The 15,844-nt window shown below is 41.3% G+C and carries 14 protein-coding genes, 1 tRNA gene and 1 pseudogene; 10 read left to right on the top strand and 6 right to left on the bottom strand.

The annotated features are described in order from the left end of the window. Window positions 1-373 precede the first annotated feature (373 nt). Both RRG12_RS21070 and RRG12_RS21065 read left to right on the top strand, forming a co-directional pair. Window positions 374-4,594, top strand: coding sequence for an FG-GAP-like repeat-containing protein (locus RRG12_RS21070; protein WP_420760607.1), 4,221 nt, complete (start codon window positions 374-376; stop codon window positions 4,592-4,594). 178 nt (window positions 4,595-4,772) lie between these two features. Continuing rightward, entirely contained in the window at window positions 4,773-6,683 is a 1,911-nt protein-coding gene (locus RRG12_RS21065) for an ATP-binding protein (RefSeq protein ID WP_420760606.1), read from the top strand. 74 nt (window positions 6,684-6,757) lie between these two features. Here RRG12_RS21065 and RRG12_RS21060 read toward each other — a convergent pair. Then, window positions 6,758-6,991 (bottom strand): annotated as a pseudogene (locus RRG12_RS21060) (hypothetical protein); the annotation flags it as partial. A gap of 156 nt (window positions 6,992-7,147) precedes the next feature. On the opposite strand from RRG12_RS21060, the gene RRG12_RS21055 reads away from it, so the two are divergent. Beyond that, window positions 7,148-8,323 carry a homospermidine biosynthesis protein gene (locus tag RRG12_RS21055; protein ID WP_069070170.1) on the top strand — a complete coding sequence of 392 codons (1,176 nt, stop codon included), beginning with the start codon at window positions 7,148-7,150 and terminating at the stop codon, window positions 8,321-8,323. A 196-nt stretch (window positions 8,324-8,519) separates the two neighbouring features. Here RRG12_RS21055 and fabG read toward each other — a convergent pair whose 3' ends face one another. Next, window positions 8,520-9,215, bottom strand: coding sequence for a 3-oxoacyl-ACP reductase FabG (gene fabG, locus RRG12_RS21050; RefSeq protein ID WP_420760605.1), 696 nt, complete (start codon window positions 9,213-9,215; stop codon window positions 8,520-8,522). Window positions 9,216-9,411: 196 nt separating this feature from the next. On the opposite strand from fabG, the gene RRG12_RS21045 reads away from it, so the two are divergent. Both RRG12_RS21045 and RRG12_RS21040 read left to right on the top strand, forming a co-directional pair. Beyond that, the gene (locus RRG12_RS21045; RefSeq protein ID WP_420760604.1) at window positions 9,412-9,849 is read left to right on the top strand and encodes a DoxX family protein; all 438 of its coding nucleotides are present in this window, start codon (window positions 9,412-9,414) and stop codon (window positions 9,847-9,849) included. Between the two features lie 21 nt (window positions 9,850-9,870). Next, entirely contained in the window at window positions 9,871-10,437 is a 567-nt protein-coding gene (locus RRG12_RS21040) for a DUF2808 domain-containing protein (protein ID WP_420760603.1), read from the top strand. Between the two features lie 148 nt (window positions 10,438-10,585). Here the strand turns inward: RRG12_RS21040 and RRG12_RS21035 are convergent, their stop codons facing one another. The 3 genes from RRG12_RS21035 to RRG12_RS21025 all read right to left on the bottom strand — a co-directional run bounded on the left by RRG12_RS21035 (window position 10,586) and on the right by RRG12_RS21025 (window position 11,572). After that, window positions 10,586-11,029 carry a type II toxin-antitoxin system VapC family toxin gene (locus tag RRG12_RS21035; protein ID WP_420760602.1) on the bottom strand — a complete coding sequence of 148 codons (444 nt, stop codon included), beginning with the start codon at window positions 11,027-11,029 and terminating at the stop codon, window positions 10,586-10,588. A gap of 2 nt (window positions 11,030-11,031) precedes the next feature. Then, the gene (locus tag RRG12_RS21030) at window positions 11,032-11,304 is read right to left on the bottom strand and encodes a DUF2281 domain-containing protein (protein WP_420760601.1); all 273 of its coding nucleotides are present in this window, start codon (window positions 11,302-11,304) and stop codon (window positions 11,032-11,034) included. Between the two features lie 106 nt (window positions 11,305-11,410). Next, window positions 11,411-11,572, bottom strand: a complete 162-nt coding sequence (locus tag RRG12_RS21025; RefSeq protein ID WP_420760600.1) for a hypothetical protein — start codon at window positions 11,570-11,572, stop codon at window positions 11,411-11,413. Between the two features lie 309 nt (window positions 11,573-11,881). Here RRG12_RS21025 and RRG12_RS21020 point away from each other — a divergent pair, with 309 nt between their 5' ends. After that, complete coding sequence (locus tag RRG12_RS21020) at window positions 11,882-13,231, top strand: acetyl ornithine aminotransferase family protein (protein ID WP_420760599.1); 1,350 nt, start codon at window positions 11,882-11,884, stop codon at window positions 13,229-13,231. 167 nt (window positions 13,232-13,398) lie between these two features. After that, complete coding sequence (locus RRG12_RS21015) at window positions 13,399-14,307, top strand: DUF1338 domain-containing protein (protein ID WP_420760598.1); 909 nt, start codon at window positions 13,399-13,401, stop codon at window positions 14,305-14,307. A gap of 4 nt (window positions 14,308-14,311) precedes the next feature. Here RRG12_RS21015 and RRG12_RS21010 read toward each other — a convergent pair whose 3' ends face one another. Beyond that, on the bottom strand, window positions 14,312-14,575 hold the full coding sequence (locus RRG12_RS21010) for a hypothetical protein (RefSeq protein WP_069070163.1): 264 nt from the start codon (window positions 14,573-14,575) through the stop codon (window positions 14,312-14,314). Window positions 14,576-14,758: 183 nt separating this feature from the next. On the opposite strand from RRG12_RS21010, the gene RRG12_RS21005 reads away from it, so the two are divergent. From RRG12_RS21005 to RRG12_RS20995, 3 genes are all read left to right on the top strand, one after another. Then, entirely contained in the window at window positions 14,759-14,911 is a 153-nt protein-coding gene (locus RRG12_RS21005) for a hypothetical protein (RefSeq protein WP_420760597.1), read from the top strand. Continuing rightward, the gene (locus RRG12_RS21000) at window positions 14,911-15,399 is read left to right on the top strand and encodes a DUF1499 domain-containing protein (protein WP_069070162.1); all 489 of its coding nucleotides are present in this window, start codon (window positions 14,911-14,913) and stop codon (window positions 15,397-15,399) included. Before RRG12_RS21005 ends, RRG12_RS21000 begins: the two co-directional genes overlap by 1 nt. A gap of 137 nt (window positions 15,400-15,536) precedes the next feature. Then, window positions 15,537-15,608, top strand: a tRNA-Val gene (locus RRG12_RS20995). The last annotated feature ends 236 nt before the right edge of the window (window positions 15,609-15,844 follow it).

Here is a 15,844-nt window from a genome sequence, read left to right as displayed (position 1 = left end):
TGTAGGAATTTGACTGCTAAAAAGTTTATCCTACAAGACGTTGACTAATTTAGATATGGAAATTAAAAGTATTTTAGTTTATCACTAAACTCTAAAATTTAATTTTCAAGATATTTGAGCGATCGCAGTAATAATACAGTAGAAAATATAGTATTTTTAGCGTATTTTTGTACTTACTTATCATATTGTTTTTTGATCTCAAAACAAACGTTATAACTACCGATTCAATTTAGCTATGGAAGCGGATATTCAGCGCTGTATGACTGATATCTGCTCCCTACTCCGTATTTTCAAGGCGGGTCTAATAATCAGAGTGCAACTGTCAGAAAATAAAACTTCTAAAACGCAAATTAATTTTACTGAGGAATTACAAATGTCAAATCAAAATATTATTTTTATTGATCAAGCAGTTATCGACTACGAAAGCTTGATTGCTGGCATCAAACCAGGCACTAGTATAGTAATCCTTGACTCCGCTAGGGATGGAGTAGAACAAATCACTCAAGCTTTGCAGGGTGGCAAATACCAATCAGTTCAAATTATCTCCCACGGCAGTAGCGGAAGTTTGCAATTAGGGGCAACCTTACTCAATGTCAACAATTTGAACTCCTATACAAATCAGTTGCAACAGTGGAAAAATTATTTAACTGAGGATGCCGACATTCTGCTTTACGGTTGCAACGTGGCATCTTTTGATCAAACTTTTGTGCAGCTTTTGAGCCAAATCACAGGCGCAGATGTGGCTGCCTCTGATGACATTACAGGTAATGCCGAATTGGGAGGCGACTGGGATTTAGAAGTGAACATTGGAGAAATTGAGTCAGATTTAGCCTTGGCATCAAAGGTTGTGATGGCTTACGACTCAATTTTAGCCTCCAACACAGCGCCAACACTGAACAACACCGGTAATCCCAGACTGGCTGCCATTGCTCAAGACGTAACTGACATCAATAACTCAGGCACTTTAATTTCCGCCATCCTTGCTACAGGCGCAGGTGACAACCCCATTACCGATCCTGACACAGGTGCAGTAGAAGGAATTGCCGTCATTGGTGTAGATAATACCAACGGTACTTGGCAATACTCGACAAATGACGGTGGCAACTGGATTAATTTCGTTGTATCCGATAGTTCTGCTACATTGCTCAGAGATACAGGAAAAATTCGTTTTGTCCCCAACTCTGGCTACAAGGGCACAGCAGAATTCGCTTTTCGCGCTTGGGATACTTCAGACGGCAACATAAGTGGTGCTACTAACGTAGTCCCCGGCGTTGGTGGAGGTACAACAGCTTACAGTAGTGATACGGAAATTGCTAGTATTTCAATTATACCTAACACCTTTAATGTGGGATTAAGACCCTACTCTATTGTTGTTGGCGACTTTGACAAAGACGGTAATACCGATTTGGTAACGGCAAACAAGTCCTCTCAAAGCGTTTCGGTACTTTTGGGAAATGGTAATGGCACTTTTAAGTCTGCTAGCAATTTTAGTGTGGTCGGGTTCAATGGCTTAAGTCCTTCTTCTGTTGCTGTAGCCGACTTCAACAAAGATGGGAAATTGGATTTGGTAACGGCAAACAATCTGTCAAATAACATTTCGGTGCTGCTTGGCAAGGGTGATGGCAGCTTTCAGAATGCTGTGAATTTTGCTTTGGAGTCAGCCTCAGCACCCATATCTATTGCAGTGGGCGACTTCAACAAAGATGGAAAATCTGACATAGTAACGGTAAACAACGCTTCCCAAAATATTTCAGTGCTGTTGGGAAATGGTACTGGTGGTTTTGGAACTGCCAAAAACTTTAAAGTTCCCAGTCGTCCTAGTTTCGTCACAGTAAGCGACTTCAACGGGGATGGAAAATCTGACCTAGCGGTGACGAGTTCTTACTTCAATAACGTCTCAATATTGTTGGGAAACGGTGACGGCACTTTTAACTCAGCCACTCAATTTGATGTGGGAACAAATCCTAATTCTGTAGTTGTAGGCGATTTCAATAAAGACAACAAATTGGATTTGGCGGTGGCAAATTCGGACTCTAACAATGTCTCAATACTCTTGGGTAATGGTGCTGGCGGCTTTGGAATTGCTACTAACTTTGATGTGGGGTTAAATCCTGCATCTGTTACAGTGATTGACTTCGATAATGACGGTAACTCTGACCTAGCAGTGGCAAATGCAGGCTCAGACACGGTTTCAGTGCTGCTGGGAGATGGCAATGGTGGGTTTGGAATTGCCACGAACTTTGTCGTGGGGACAAAACCCTATTCTCTCACTGTAGGCGATTTCAACAAGGATGGTAAATCTGACTTGGCAGTGGCAAACAGCGAATCTAAAAACGTTTCGCTGGTATCTGCTGAGGATGAAACTTATGAACCTGTCCCCCCCCAACCGATACTTATCAACGAAATTCTGTTTGATCCTCCAAGTACAGATACCTCGAAAGAATATATCGAACTGCGTGGTACTCCGGGTGCGATTCTAGCACCTGGAACTTATTTCGTTGCTGTTGAGGGTGATTCTGGCTCCTCTAACCCCGGCAATGTTCAAGATATTTTTGATTTGTCTGGTAAGCAGTTTGGTAGCAATGGGTTGCTAGTTCTTCTGCAAAAAGGCAATAGTTATACAGTTAACTCTGGTGCAAATGTAGTAACTAATGCTGGAACTGGAGCCGGATGGGGAAGCGGGGCCTCAAGTTCACTCGGTCATATTGGTCAGGCGAATGCAAATGACATCGAAAATACGTCTGTTAATTTCTTTTTGATTCAAACTACTACTGCACCTAACCTTAGCAATGATATTGACTCGAATGACGATGGTATTGCTGATGGTGCTACTTACTCAAATTGGACTGTGCTGGATTCAGTTTCGGTTTTAGATGGGGGAACTACAGACAAAGCATATGGCTCGATTGTATTTAGAAAAGGTTCTGTCGGTTCAGTTCCAACGAATGCCACAGTTGTTGACACGTCATTTACAGCAGGATATGTAGGGCGTTCAGGTGACACTACAGGTTCAACAGCTTCGGATTGGGTAGCAAGTCTAATCACTGGCACAGCACCAAATTTTTCATTAGGTAATGCTGCTAACACTTCACCTGGAAACTTTGCTAGTCAACCATTAAATCACATTGGAGGCACTAATTTTGTTCCTCCGACAAATCTCAATTACACCATTTCAACTACTACTCCAACTGTGACTGAAGGTAATAGTGGTAGCCAAACTGTTACTTTCACAGTGACTCGCAGTGGCGATACTGCTGTTGCCAGTACCATAAATTATGCCTTGGATGGCACGGCAACTTTTGGCAGTGATTACAACACCATTAAGGTTGCGGGTGTGACAAGCGGTGTATCTGGAACTGTAATTTTTGCTGCTGGGGAAACAACAAAGGCTATTACATTTAATGTTTTGGGTGATAAGGTCACTGAAGTTGATGAAACCATTAATCTGACACTGAGTCATCCGAATCAGTTAACTCCTGTTACCAATCCAGCTTCAGTTACCATAGTTAACGATGACAATCCACCCACTATCTCCATCGCAAATAAAAGTGGTAGCGAAAGCATTGGTAACTTCTCTTTTACTGTCCAACTCTCCAACGCAAGTACTGACATAATCACAGTCGATTACAACACTAGTAATGATACTGCGATCGCTGGCATTGATTACACTCCACTCACCGGAACCCTCACTTTCAACCCTGGAGTTACTACTCAAACAATCACGATACCGATTCTCGACGATTTCGTTGACGAACCAACTAGCAGTGAGCGCTTTTTTATCAATCTCACAAACCCCACCAACGCCACCATTAGTGATAGCCAAGCTACTGGTACTATTTCTGACAACGATACAGCGGGTGTTACTATCTCTCCTATAAATGGGCTAGTAACTACCGAAGCTGGTGGCACAGCTAACTTCAGTATTCAACTCGATAGCCAACCCACTGCTGATGTCACCTTAAGTTTTAGTAGTTCCAATGTGAATGAAGGTACTGTTTCAGTCTCTAGCGTTACCTTTACCGCAGCTAACTGGAATACGCCCCAAATAATCACGGTTACAGGTGTTGATGATGGTGTTGCAGATGACAACACTATTTACCAAATTATTACTGCCAAAGCAGTTAGTAGTGATACCAAATATAACAACATTATCAATCCTGATGATATTGATGTTGTTAACATTAAAAGTGGCAACCAAATTAATAGCATTATCACTGGTACATCTAAGGCTGATAACCCCTTGCAGGGAACTAGCTCAGACGATCTTATTTTTGGTTTTGCTAGTAATGATGTGATTGTTGGCGGGCTAGGAAACGATAAACTTTACGGCGGTTTGGGTACTGATAATCTTACAGGAGGTGCAGGTAGTGATATCTTTGTGCTTGCTAAAAATGAAGGTAGAGATATAATCAAAGACTTCAATATCAGTGAAGATTTGATTTTTTTATCAGGTGGTTTAACCTATTCAGGTTTATCTATTACTCAGAGCGGCAATGATACCTTAATTAAGGTTATTTCTGGTAACCTAAGTATTGGTTTGTTAACTGGAATTATGGCATCAAATGTAAACGCTAGTCATTTCATTACTGAGTAAAATATAGGAATATACTTTGATTTTTGAACTGATTTGCGTAGGCAGTTAATAGGCAACAGGAAATTAAACGGCATTTTGGGCATACTAAGGAAGAACTTAGGCAATCTTCTGAGCTACTTATCCCAAATCAGGGATAAGTAGCTCAGAAGAAAGTCAGTACCTTGCAGGATTAAGCAAGATGGTATTTTTCGACATTGTTCCGCAACAATCTTCTCAGGCTTTTCTGTGGAGTCTTTTTAACAGCATTACAGATCCGATATTTGTCAAAGACAGGCAACACAGTTGGATGTTTGTTAATGATGCCTTGTGCCAGTTCATGGGATATGAACGTGCAGAACTAATTGGTAAGTCCGATTATGATTTCTTCTGTAAAACAGAAGCCGATGCTTTTTGGGAGAGAGATGAACAAATATTCACCACAGGCTTGAGTGATGAACATGAGCAATTAATCACAGATTACCAAGGTGAAACTCGGATAATTTCTACGAAAAAGAGCTTATTTTCTGATGAAGTTGGTAATTCATTTTTAGTGGGTTCAATTCGGTTTATTGGTTCCAAAAATAAAATTGAAACTGCTTTACTATGTCAGACAGTGAATAAGTTGGAACAGGAAATTCATGAACGCCAAGAAACAGAGAAACGCTTTCGCAGGCATAGCAATGCTCTACAGCAACTTGTGCAAAGTGAAAAACTACAACATGATGATTTTCAAATTGCCATCCAATATGTAACGGAAGTGGCTAGTTTAGGTCTTGATGTCGAACGTGTAAGTGTTTGGTTATACACAGAAAAAGGTCTAGGGATTCAATGTATTGACTTATATGAACGTGAGAATAATTGCCACAGTCATGGTTTTGAATTATCTTTCTGCGACTTCCCCAGGTATTTTCAAGCTTTAAAGGAAGAACAAGTAATTGCAGTTTCTGATGTTCATAATGATCCTCGTACTTGGGAGTTTTCTGCAAGTTATACGACCCCACTGGGAATTACCTCGATGCTTGATGCCAGGATTTGGTCTAAAGGGCAGGTGATTGGTGTAGTTTGTTGTGAACATTTGGCAACTCAGCGTCAGTGGACACTAGAAGAAGAAAGTTTTATTGGCTCAATTACTGACTTCGTGCGACTGGTCATTGAATCAGACAATCGCAAAAGTGCCGAAGAAGCACTGCGACAATCAGAAATGCAGCTCAGACAACAAACTCAACAACTAGAGTTAGCACTCTTTGAATTACAACGCACTCAAACCCAAATGCTCCAAAGTGAAAAAATGTCTTCTTTGGGACAACTAGTAGCAGGTGTAGCTCACGAAATCAATAATCCAGTTAACTTCATATATGGCAATATTGCACCTGCTCATGATTACATTCAAAACTTACTAAATTTGATTAATTTATATCAAGAATACTATCCTTCTCCTGTTCCTGTTATTCAATCACAAATTGCGGCTATCGACCTAGATTTTTTGATGGCAGATTTACTGAAGCTTCTATCTTCAATAAAAATAGGAGCAGAGCGTATTCGAGAAATTGTCCTTTCTCTACGAAATTTTTCTCGCCTAGATGAAGCTGAATATAAAGCAGTTGATATTCATGAAGGAATTGATAGTACATTATTAATTTTAGAAAATCGCCTCAAAACAAAACCTAATTGTCTAGGGATTAAAATTGTTAAGGAGTATGGAAATTTACCTCTAATTGAGTGTTATGCAGGTCAACTTAATCAAGTGTTTATGAATATTTTAACTAATGCTATTGATGCCTTAGAAGAACGAGATGAGCAACGCACTAAACAGCAGATCCGACAACTTCCTAGCGTGATTCAGATTCGCACAGAAATAATTAATCACAATCAGATTGCAATTAAAATTTCCGACAATGGTCTGGGTATGCCAGAAAACATAAAACAACGTATTTTTGATCCCTTCTTTACTACAAAACCAATTGGTAAAGGTACAGGAATGGGAATGTCAATTAGTTATCAAATTGTGACTAAAAATCATTATGGAACCCTTGAATGTATTTCATCTCCATATCAGGGTACAACATTTGTCATTATCATACCTTTAAAACAGCAGCAGTTGGCTAATTAATCAAGACCTTCATCGCTATTAATAATGATAAAAATTCGTAATTATTCAGGGAAATGGTAGAAATAACGCCATCTCTAATCTCCTGAACTTAAAGAACGCAATGCGCCTAACCAGGCGAAACGGGCTGAAAATGGAACAATTTGGCGAGTGTTAGCGATCGCTCGACGTTCCATCTCATTCAAACTCTGTAAGCGTGGATGTCTCAAAGGCATTCCACTCAAAATTGCCCAAGGTGCGGTGACTGGCTCATCATCAAGTTCCAAATACTCCATGAGAGCAAAGCCAAGCTCTACCTGAAGCAACAATTCAGCTTGAAGAGGAAAATCCTAAAAGGGCTGAAAAAGCTTTCTTTTCCTACTCCCCACTTGCTTTTTCAAGTTAGTGATCAAAAAGTATTGCTGTCACTTTGGCTGAAAGCTAGATAACATTAGATTCGGGCGTGTTTACTGTTCGGGAGTGCCAAAATGTCTAAACATCTGGGTCAAAAAATCGCACCCACACCTATATCAAATGATATCAATGTGGTGGATTTGATTGATCAATACTTCACCGCTTACAACTCAGCGCGGTTGCGGGAAATCTGCCAACTACTGAGTCGTGATGTGCTAACGGAAGGCGTCACGGTGGGAGTTAGCCTTTCCGGTGCGATGACACCAGCAGGATTCGGGGTTTCAGCGCTTGCACCCTTAATTCGCAACGGCTTTATTGACTGGATGATTAGTACTGGTGCAAATCTTTACCACGATATGCACTACGGATTGGGTTTTGAACTCTTTGCTGGTAATCCGTTTTTGGATGATGTGAAACTGCGTCAAGAAGGCACGATCCGCATTTATGACATTATCTTTGGTTACGATGTGCTGCTAGAAACTGATGCGTTCATTCGCAAAATTCTGCAAGGAGAAGCGTTTCAGAAGCGGATGGGAACGGCTGAGTTTCACCATTTACTAGGTAAATATGTCCGAGAAGTAGAAAAGCAATTGGGTGTGCAGAATTCTTGCTTGTTAGCTACAGCTTATGAATATGGCGTACCGATTTATACGTCTTCTCCAGGAGATAGTTCCATTGGGATGAACGTAGCGGCTTTAGCATTAGAAGGTTCGCAATTGGTGATAGATCCATCAATTGATGTGAATGAGACAGCAGCGATCGCATATAATGCCCGTGAATCAGGAGGTAAAAGTGCGGCTGTAATTCTCGGTGGCGGTAGCCCTAAGAATTTTTTGCTACAAACTCAACCGCAACTTCACGAGGTCTTAGGATTAGAAGAACGAGGACACGATTACTTTATACAATTTACCGATGCGCGTCCAGATACAGGCGGTTTATCTGGAGCAACCCCATCGGAAGCTGTCAGTTGGGGTAAGATTGACCCAGATGAGTTACCTAACACAATAGTTTGTTATACCGATAGCACGATCGCTCTACCACTGGTAACAGCGTATGTGTTAAATAAATGCCAGCCTCGTCCCCTGAAGCGTGTGTACGACAGGCGAGAAGCCATTTTAGCGAAACTGCAAAAAGACTATCTAGCAGCCAAAACTCAACCATCGGATAAAGTTCCAGCAGCGGTTGCTGAAAGTGCTTCACAGCAAACAGCGACTTATCCCTGTGGCCGGCTGATTCCAAATTCTCATTAGGGGAATAGGGAATAGGGAATAGGGAATAGGGAGTAGGGAGTAGGGAGTAGGGAATTTTAAGATGCACCATTTCCCACTCCCCTTTCATCCCTTTTTTCCAATCAACAAATAAGTTGTCATCTTCTCTTTGCCTTGCTAACTTTTGCTTTAAAATAAGCCTGTCGGTAACATTTTCAACAAAGACTATTGGAATCAACTAAATATTGCCGTAGACAGGAATTGCTGCACCTCGAATATCTTTAGCTGCTTCTGAACCTAAAAAACAAATTATTTGCGCCAAAGATTCAGGTTTAACCCATTTGTCAGCATTTTCTGCACCCATTGCTTTACGGTTGTTGGGGGTATCAATGACGCTGGGAAGGACAACATTAGCGGTGATATTAGTACCTTTAGTTTCATCTGCGATCGCTTGTGTCAAAGCTACCACACCAGCTTTAGCAGCAGAATATGCTGCAAATTGCCCAGCAGGTTCCACAGCTGCTTTAGAACCTACTGTGACAATACGTCCATAGCCATGTTCCAACATTTTTTTCAGGCTATATTTGCAAGTCAAGAAAGTAGTATTTAAGTTGATATCTAATTCGTGTTTCCAACTGGAAAAACTATATTCATGAGTTTTCCCCATCGAAAAGCCACCCACTAAATGAATTAACACATCCACCCGTCCTATGTGGTTGATGAGATTTTCTACCGAAGCTTCTTCCTCCAGATTAGAGGGGACAAAGGAAAGTCTGGCAAAATCAGTAGGTGAAAGAATGCTCTTGAGGCGTTCAACATCTTTGATATTCCGATAAGGAATTGTCACCTCTGCACCTTGGGCGAGAATCACTGGTATCACACCTAAACCTAGTCCACCAGTACCACCTGTGAGTAAAACTTGCTTGCCTTTCATCAGTTTCGCATACTTGAAAGTTCATTTTTCAAGATAGCGCGTTGTCGTTCGCGCAGCGTCTCGTTGGCGCAGCTATCGCCAGCATTTGGTAAATTTAAAACCAGCGTCAGCTTGTCTAGATAATGACAATGCCCTTTAGCGCTTTTTGTGCATTCCCTCCCCGTCCTCAAAGGGCAGGTTTTCTTGGAGAATTCTAATGAAGAAGTATAAAGAAATCTTACGTGTTGTCCTTGCCATATCCATCATTGTGGTTGGAGTGACACATTTTGTGATTCCAGAACCATACGTCAAAATTATGCCACCGCAACTTCCTTATCCTTTAGGATTAGTTTATCTCAGTGGCTTTTATGAAATTTTGGGTGGTATTGGGTTATTAGTCCCGCCTGTAAGTCAAGCTGCTGCTTGGGGACTGATTGCTCTTTTTATTGCGGTTTTCCCAGCCAATATCAACATGGCGGTTAATCATATTCAGCTAGAACATATACCAAACTCACCTTGGGTACACGTAGTTAGACTTCCCTTCCAAGCTGTTTTAATTGCTTGGGCTTGGTGGTACACAAAACCTTCGTTTGGGGAAAAACAAGCTTCTATTATTCCCAAGTCACTTATTCCTAAAGAACTAGAATCGAAATAAGTGCTTTTTTATATCTGAATCATGCGCGTTGCAACTTTGTTTGGAATAACACTCTCGTTAGCAATAGGCATTGGAGCAGTTTCGGTTCCGGTGACTCAAGCTGTGCAACTCAGAGATGGCATAGTCTATTTTGTCCAACCGCCGAAACTTGTTGATGCGACAACTACTTACAAAGATGTGAACGTTTGGGGCGCAACTTACTATTTCACCATCAATGTGCCGGAGAATGCTGGAGAATCCCTCCAAAAAGTAACGATCGCACAAAAAGAGGGAGCAGAAAACATCCGCTATGACCTTAATGATACCCGCGCATTTGTCGGAACACCCAATCGCAAAGAAACCCAACTGAAACTAGGCCCAGTCACAAACGAGCGCAAGACACGCACGGTTATTGTAAACTTTGACCCGCCTGTGATTCCGGGACAGACAATTACAATCGCCCTCCGCCCTGTGAGTAATCCCAGCTTTTCTGGTGTCTACTTATTGGGTGTCACAGCATTTCCTGTAGGTGAAAAATCTCATGGTCAATTTCTTGGCTTTGGACGGTTTCAGTTCTACAACAATAGGGGAAGCTGGTGGTTTCGATAGAGGGGATAGGAATGGGGAATGGGGTATGGGAAATATTTTCTACAAGTACGGCGTTGGGAATGGGTGTGGAAATATTTGTGAGATGTGTGGAGAAGTTTTTGAATTAATTGAGTAGGTGTAAATTAGCTGTTTTTTTAACCTGTTTAATTTACACCCAACTTTCCCAATAAATTTCTCTTACTTGTCGCATTCGCTCAAAGTCGCTATCAGATGAAACAAGAGTCAATGAATGACGTAAAACTGTAGCAGCTATCCAGAGGTCATTTTCACTAATGCCTATGGTATTTAGTTTGGTTGTTTTACGTTTATTTTTTTCTTTTGGGCCGAATTGTTTGATAATTTCTGATTTAAAGTCACCGTAGATTTCTGTTGTTTCCTTGTCGATCCCGTATAGGTTAATTCGTTTGAGAAATGCATTAATTTTTATTAAATTAGCAGCTTTTTGATGTGAGTTTTGTGCCATAAAGTGCAACTCACCAGCAACAATAACACTGGTTGCTAATTGTACCTGACCAAGCGATCGCAAGTGATTTACAACGCTAGGCACACCTTCCATCAAGAAGGAACAGTGATTAGTATCCAAGAGATACATAATTAAAATTCTAGAGGTATCCGACTGTCATGAACTAGTTGCAGGCATTCTCTAATATCTGAACCTTCCCAACTGCCCACAAATTCTAATAAATCTTCAGCAGTAGAACCTGTTAAGGTATGCTCTGTTGTAAGCATCTGAGCAGATTGGCTATCTGAAGATATGCTGTTTGTTTGATATTTGGCTTGCAAAAATTGCACAAAGTCTAAAATTTCCTGTAATAAGGGTTCAGGTAATTTTTCTAGTTCTTGATTAATTTGTTCCTTAGTAGTCATTATTGGCCCTGTGTTTACAAGGTTCAAAAACTGGGTATTGATTTATATATTATCTAATGTCGATTGCGGTTTTTGTGTTTGGCAAGTATACGCCCTAGTGCATCGCCTATTTAAATGGATTAAGTAAATTGGAATCCAATGTTTTAATTACAACATTCTTGCCATCCTGATTCTCCGCAAGATAAGTAATAGCGAAGTTTTCCTGTCTTAAATCTTGTTTAATTTCATACCGATCGCGGTGTAACTTTTGTCCAGATGCCCAAGTCATTCGTTGATTATCTCAGAAAGTTATATTAATTTTTGCATATAGCCATTCTCCTGTGGATGTAATACAGGTTCTCTCAACAAATGTTCTGTAGCTTGTACAGCTGTTATGCTTGCTTCAAAAAATATAATATGACGCGATCGCAAAAGTTGTGTTATAAAAACGGGCAAAGTCTTACAAAATACGAAAATCTTTACTATGAAGCTTTTTCGGTAAATGCGTAATTTCTACACCAATGGAATCAAATGCTACTGTAAGCAATCAAGCTTTAGCGTTTAATCATCAGTAATCTTTAAAAAATTGAAAAAAATTATGTTAAGTATACCTATTAACTTAAATTTACCTCGTATACCCCATTTAATAACTTCTTTACCTGGGCCTCGCGCTCAAGCAATTGTACAACGCGATCGCGCCGTAACTTCCCCTTCTTATACCCGCGATTACCCGTTAGTTGTATCTCGCGGTCAGGGCTGTATGGTAGAAGATGTGGATGGCAATGTATTTCTGGATATGACCGCAGGTATTGCCGTTACCGCCACCGGACACGCCCACCCGGAAGTCGTCAAAGCGATTCAAGAACAGTCGGCGCGTTTGCTGCACATGTCAGGGACAGATTTTTATTATGAGCCGATGGTGGAACTAGCGGAACAATTGGCAATTCGCGCTCCCTTTCCCCAGCCACACAGTGATACTGGGTTTCCCGCAAAGATATTTTTTACCAATTCCGGGGCAGAATCCAACGAAGGAGCGATTAAACTAGCTCGATATTACACCAAGCGATCGCTAATCGTGGCATTCTTAGGTGCATTTCACGGACGCACTTATGGAGCAATGTCTCTCACTGGTTCCAAAGCAGTGCAGCGAGCTAACTTTGGGCCTTTAGTTCCTGGGGTTACTCATATTCCCTACGGAACTCACGCTAGCTTAGATTATCTGGAACAACAGCTATTTGGCACGATTTTACCACCGCAAGAAGTCGCGGCGATCGTAGTTGAGCCGATTCAAGGAGAGGGTGGATATATCGTCCCCGAAGATGGTTTTTTGCAGCGAATTCGGGAGATATGCGATCGCCACGGTATTCTGATGGTAGTGGATGAAGTGCAAGCAGGAATGGGGCGGACTGGTCGCCTATTTGCGATCGAGCATTGGGGTGTGATGCCTGATATCATTACCACTGCTAAAGGTATCGCTAGTGGTATGCCATTAGGAGCGATACTAGCTAGACCAGAGTTAATGACTTGGCCTCCCGGTTCTCACGCCACCACATTTGGTGGTAATCCCGTAGCTTGTGCTGCTGGTATTGCCACACTGCGACTGCTAGAAAGTGGTTTGATGACCAACGCTACCCAGATGGGAGAATTATTACAAGCTAGTCTTACCGAGTTGCATCAAAAATGTCCCAGAGTATCGTTGCCACGAGGTAAAGGTTTGATGGTAGCGGTAGATTTATTGGATGAACAGGGTAATCTCAATCATAAATTGCGCGATCGCATTATCCAAGAAGCTTTTTTACGAGGTTTATTATTACTAGGTTGCGGTAAAGCAGCAATTCGCTTCTGTCCACCTCTAGTTATCGACAGCGACCAAATTAAAATCGCCCTTCAGATTATCAGCGAGATTTTAAGTTCTTATACCAATTTGAAAAAAGAATGCGACAAATAGACCATTTGTAGAGACGCGATTCATCGCGTCTTTACCCAAGGATGTGTTGCAATCATTAATTTAACTGGTATTAAAAGATGAAGAGAGTGGGAAATAGGGTGCAGAAGGAGATTTCCTAACTTTTGACCCTTCCTTGACAAATGACAAATGACAAATAACTAATCTATATGAAAACCGAAATAGCCCTTCATTTATGGAAATTACTTTGGCAAGAATACAGTGCGAGGGTAAATCATGCTCGTACCTACCAGCAAATGATTACTACTGCGGGTGGGACTGTCGCCAACGACCACATCGCCTTTCGGTCTTTGCGTTTATTAGTAGATACTCCACAAGGTAAACTTAACTTGGGAATTGACTACCTTGGGCAACTTGCAGAAGCCTTGGGTTACGTGGCGGCTGGAGAATATACTTTTGCTCAAACCCATCTGTACGCCCGTCATTATCGTCATCAGCAGCAAGAGGAATTTAACTTGCCCAAACTGTTTATCAGCGAGTTGATTGTCGATGAATTACCTACTAATATTGCCCAACTCATCTCTAAAACAGTATCTTCAATCCCAAACGAACTCACCTCACCCCTTAATCTTCTCAAAAAAGATGGGAACATTGAAACCATCGCCAAACGACTCCAGCAAGTTTTCATCCGCCCTTGGCAACCTCCCCAACGTTCTGTTATCGAAGAGGTGAATCAGGTTACTCAGTATGGGGCTTGGGTGTTGCTGCACGGATATGCTGTCAACCACTTTACAGGCTATGTCAACGGACAGAATACTCCAGAATATCCAGACATAGATACTACCGCCAGTGCTTTAGCTAATCTGGGTGTACCAATGAAAGCAGAAATAGAGGGAAATGTTGGTTGTGGTTTGAGGCAAACTGCAACTCAAGCAGTAAGGTCAATGGTGACAGTGTTAGATGATGATAGTGGTGCAGAAATTCAGATTCCTTGGACTTACGCCTATTATGAAATTGCCCAACGCTATTTAGTAGAAGTGGAATCTGGAAAGCAGGTACTTTTTGATGCTTTTTTAGGAAGTAATGCCCAGCAATTGTTTGAAATGACTCGTCTATAGTCAACTAAAATACTTTTGGTTGCTGCCATAAGATGAGTTTCAATTCAGAGCAGTAGCAAGTCTCATCACTGATTTGCTGTTCGTGGTCAGCTATCCAATCATAAATTTGTGTAGCTTTTGCTAATGCCACTTTTTCTGATCGATAAAGCTGAGGAGTAGGGCAGTAGGCTTGGCCATTGATGTGTATAGCTGCAATCTGCCAATAATCGCTCTCTGGTACAATTTCTAAAAACCCGTTACTGTAAGCCTGGATTATTCCTATGTTCATCTACAACCATTAAACTTTCTAACATTGGCCACAACGAAGCCGATACCAGCCAATTCTTCTGAGTCAAAGCTGGAATCACCAGGGAATGCAGTAGCAAGCCCTACTAATGATTTTGGGTTCGTAATCAATAGAAATCTGAATTATTGGTCACTTTTTAGCTTTATTCCTTTATTGGCAGCAATAATGGCAAAAGGAATAGGCACAAGGGACTGGTGGCGCGGGTGCATTCGGATTGCCCAAACTCAGAGTGTACCGGGATGGATGATAATGTGTAGAGCGAACCCGCAACTAGCAGCGCTCACCCGAAATGACCGAACACAAGGAGTAAATTTATGATGTCTCGTCTGCTAACAGCTTTCCGGCAGCGATTCTTGCGGAGTATCGCTTTTGCAATACTCTTAACTTTGATTAGTAGTTTAATACTTCCTGGGGCTACTTGGGCTTCTTCTAGCCTGGGAGTTGATAATGGTCATCTTAGTTCTTGTCCGGCTTCAGACAACTGTGTTGTCAGTCAAAACGCAGATTCCAAACACGCCATCGACCCGATTCCCTATCATGTAGACCGAAATGCAGCCAGAGAAATCTTACTAAAAGTTATCGGCGTTGTTCCCCGTACAGAAATTGTAGAACAAACAGATAATTACATCCACGCTCTTTCTAAAAGCCGCATCTTCAAATTTGTTGATGATGTAGAGTTTTATTTACCTCCCCATGAGTCAGTAATTCATCTGCGCTCGGCATCTCGCGTGGGAGAGTCGGATCTCGGTGTCAACCGCAGACGATGCGAGCAAATTCGTCTGGCTCTACGTGATTTAAATATTTGATTTTTGTAAGCCGCACACTCGTGACTTCCAGTCATGAGTTAGGCACTCCATATTCTGTCTGAAACACTTTATTTAATTTGCATAATATTGAAAAAATAGCGTAAATGATAGTAATTTATGATAATATAAGGAGTCTTGGGCGATTAGCACAGGGGTAGCGCACATCCTTCACACGGATGGGGTCACTGGTTCAAATCCAGTATCGCCCACTCATACACAGTAAAGCTTTCAGCCAAACTAATTAACATATCCTTCAGTAAAGTATGCCATTTTATGACATCTTCTGAAAGGAGATTTTAGAATAATGCCTAGTTCATCACTCAGGGCAAAAAAAGATTGACTTACAAGCAAATATTATGCTATTTTCAATCAGGCCATTCGGTCGGTAATATTTTATTTATAGCAATTTTCAATTAAATAAATTCCCCCCTCCAAAAATTGCTCT

The organism is Nostoc sp. CALU 546 (assembly GCF_048836525.1).
The sequence above is the reverse complement of the archived record's forward strand: the minus strand, read 5'-3'. Positions and strand labels throughout refer to the sequence as shown.

Coding starts and splice junctions, on each gene's coding strand:
- RRG12_RS21040 (WP_420760603.1), top strand. CDS start 9,871: ATGCGCGTTGCAACTTTGTTTGGAATAACACTCTCGTTAGCAATAGGC.
- RRG12_RS21025 (WP_420760600.1), bottom strand. CDS start 11,572: ATGACTTGGGCATCTGGACAAAAGTTACACCGCGATCGGTATGAAATT.
- RRG12_RS21065 (WP_420760606.1), top strand. CDS start 4,773: ATGGTATTTTTCGACATTGTTCCGCAACAATCTTCTCAGGCTTTTCTG.
- RRG12_RS21005 (WP_420760597.1), top strand. CDS start 14,759: ATGGCAAAAGGAATAGGCACAAGGGACTGGTGGCGCGGGTGCATTCGG.
- RRG12_RS21030 (WP_420760601.1), bottom strand. CDS start 11,304: ATGACTACTAAGGAACAAATTAATCAAGAACTAGAAAAATTACCTGAA.
- RRG12_RS21015 (WP_420760598.1), top strand. CDS start 13,399: ATGAAAACCGAAATAGCCCTTCATTTATGGAAATTACTTTGGCAAGAA.
- RRG12_RS21070 (WP_420760607.1), top strand. CDS start 374: ATGTCAAATCAAAATATTATTTTTATTGATCAAGCAGTTATCGACTAC.
- RRG12_RS21000 (WP_069070162.1), top strand. CDS start 14,911: ATGTCTCGTCTGCTAACAGCTTTCCGGCAGCGATTCTTGCGGAGTATC.
- RRG12_RS21055 (WP_069070170.1), top strand. CDS start 7,148: ATGTCTAAACATCTGGGTCAAAAAATCGCACCCACACCTATATCAAAT.
- fabG (WP_420760605.1), bottom strand. CDS start 9,215: ATGAAAGGCAAGCAAGTTTTACTCACAGGTGGTACTGGTGGACTAGGT.
- RRG12_RS21045 (WP_420760604.1), top strand. CDS start 9,412: ATGAAGAAGTATAAAGAAATCTTACGTGTTGTCCTTGCCATATCCATC.
- RRG12_RS21035 (WP_420760602.1), bottom strand. CDS start 11,029: ATGTATCTCTTGGATACTAATCACTGTTCCTTCTTGATGGAAGGTGTG.
- RRG12_RS21010 (WP_069070163.1), bottom strand. CDS start 14,575: ATGAACATAGGAATAATCCAGGCTTACAGTAACGGGTTTTTAGAAATT.
- RRG12_RS21020 (WP_420760599.1), top strand. CDS start 11,882: ATGTTAAGTATACCTATTAACTTAAATTTACCTCGTATACCCCATTTA.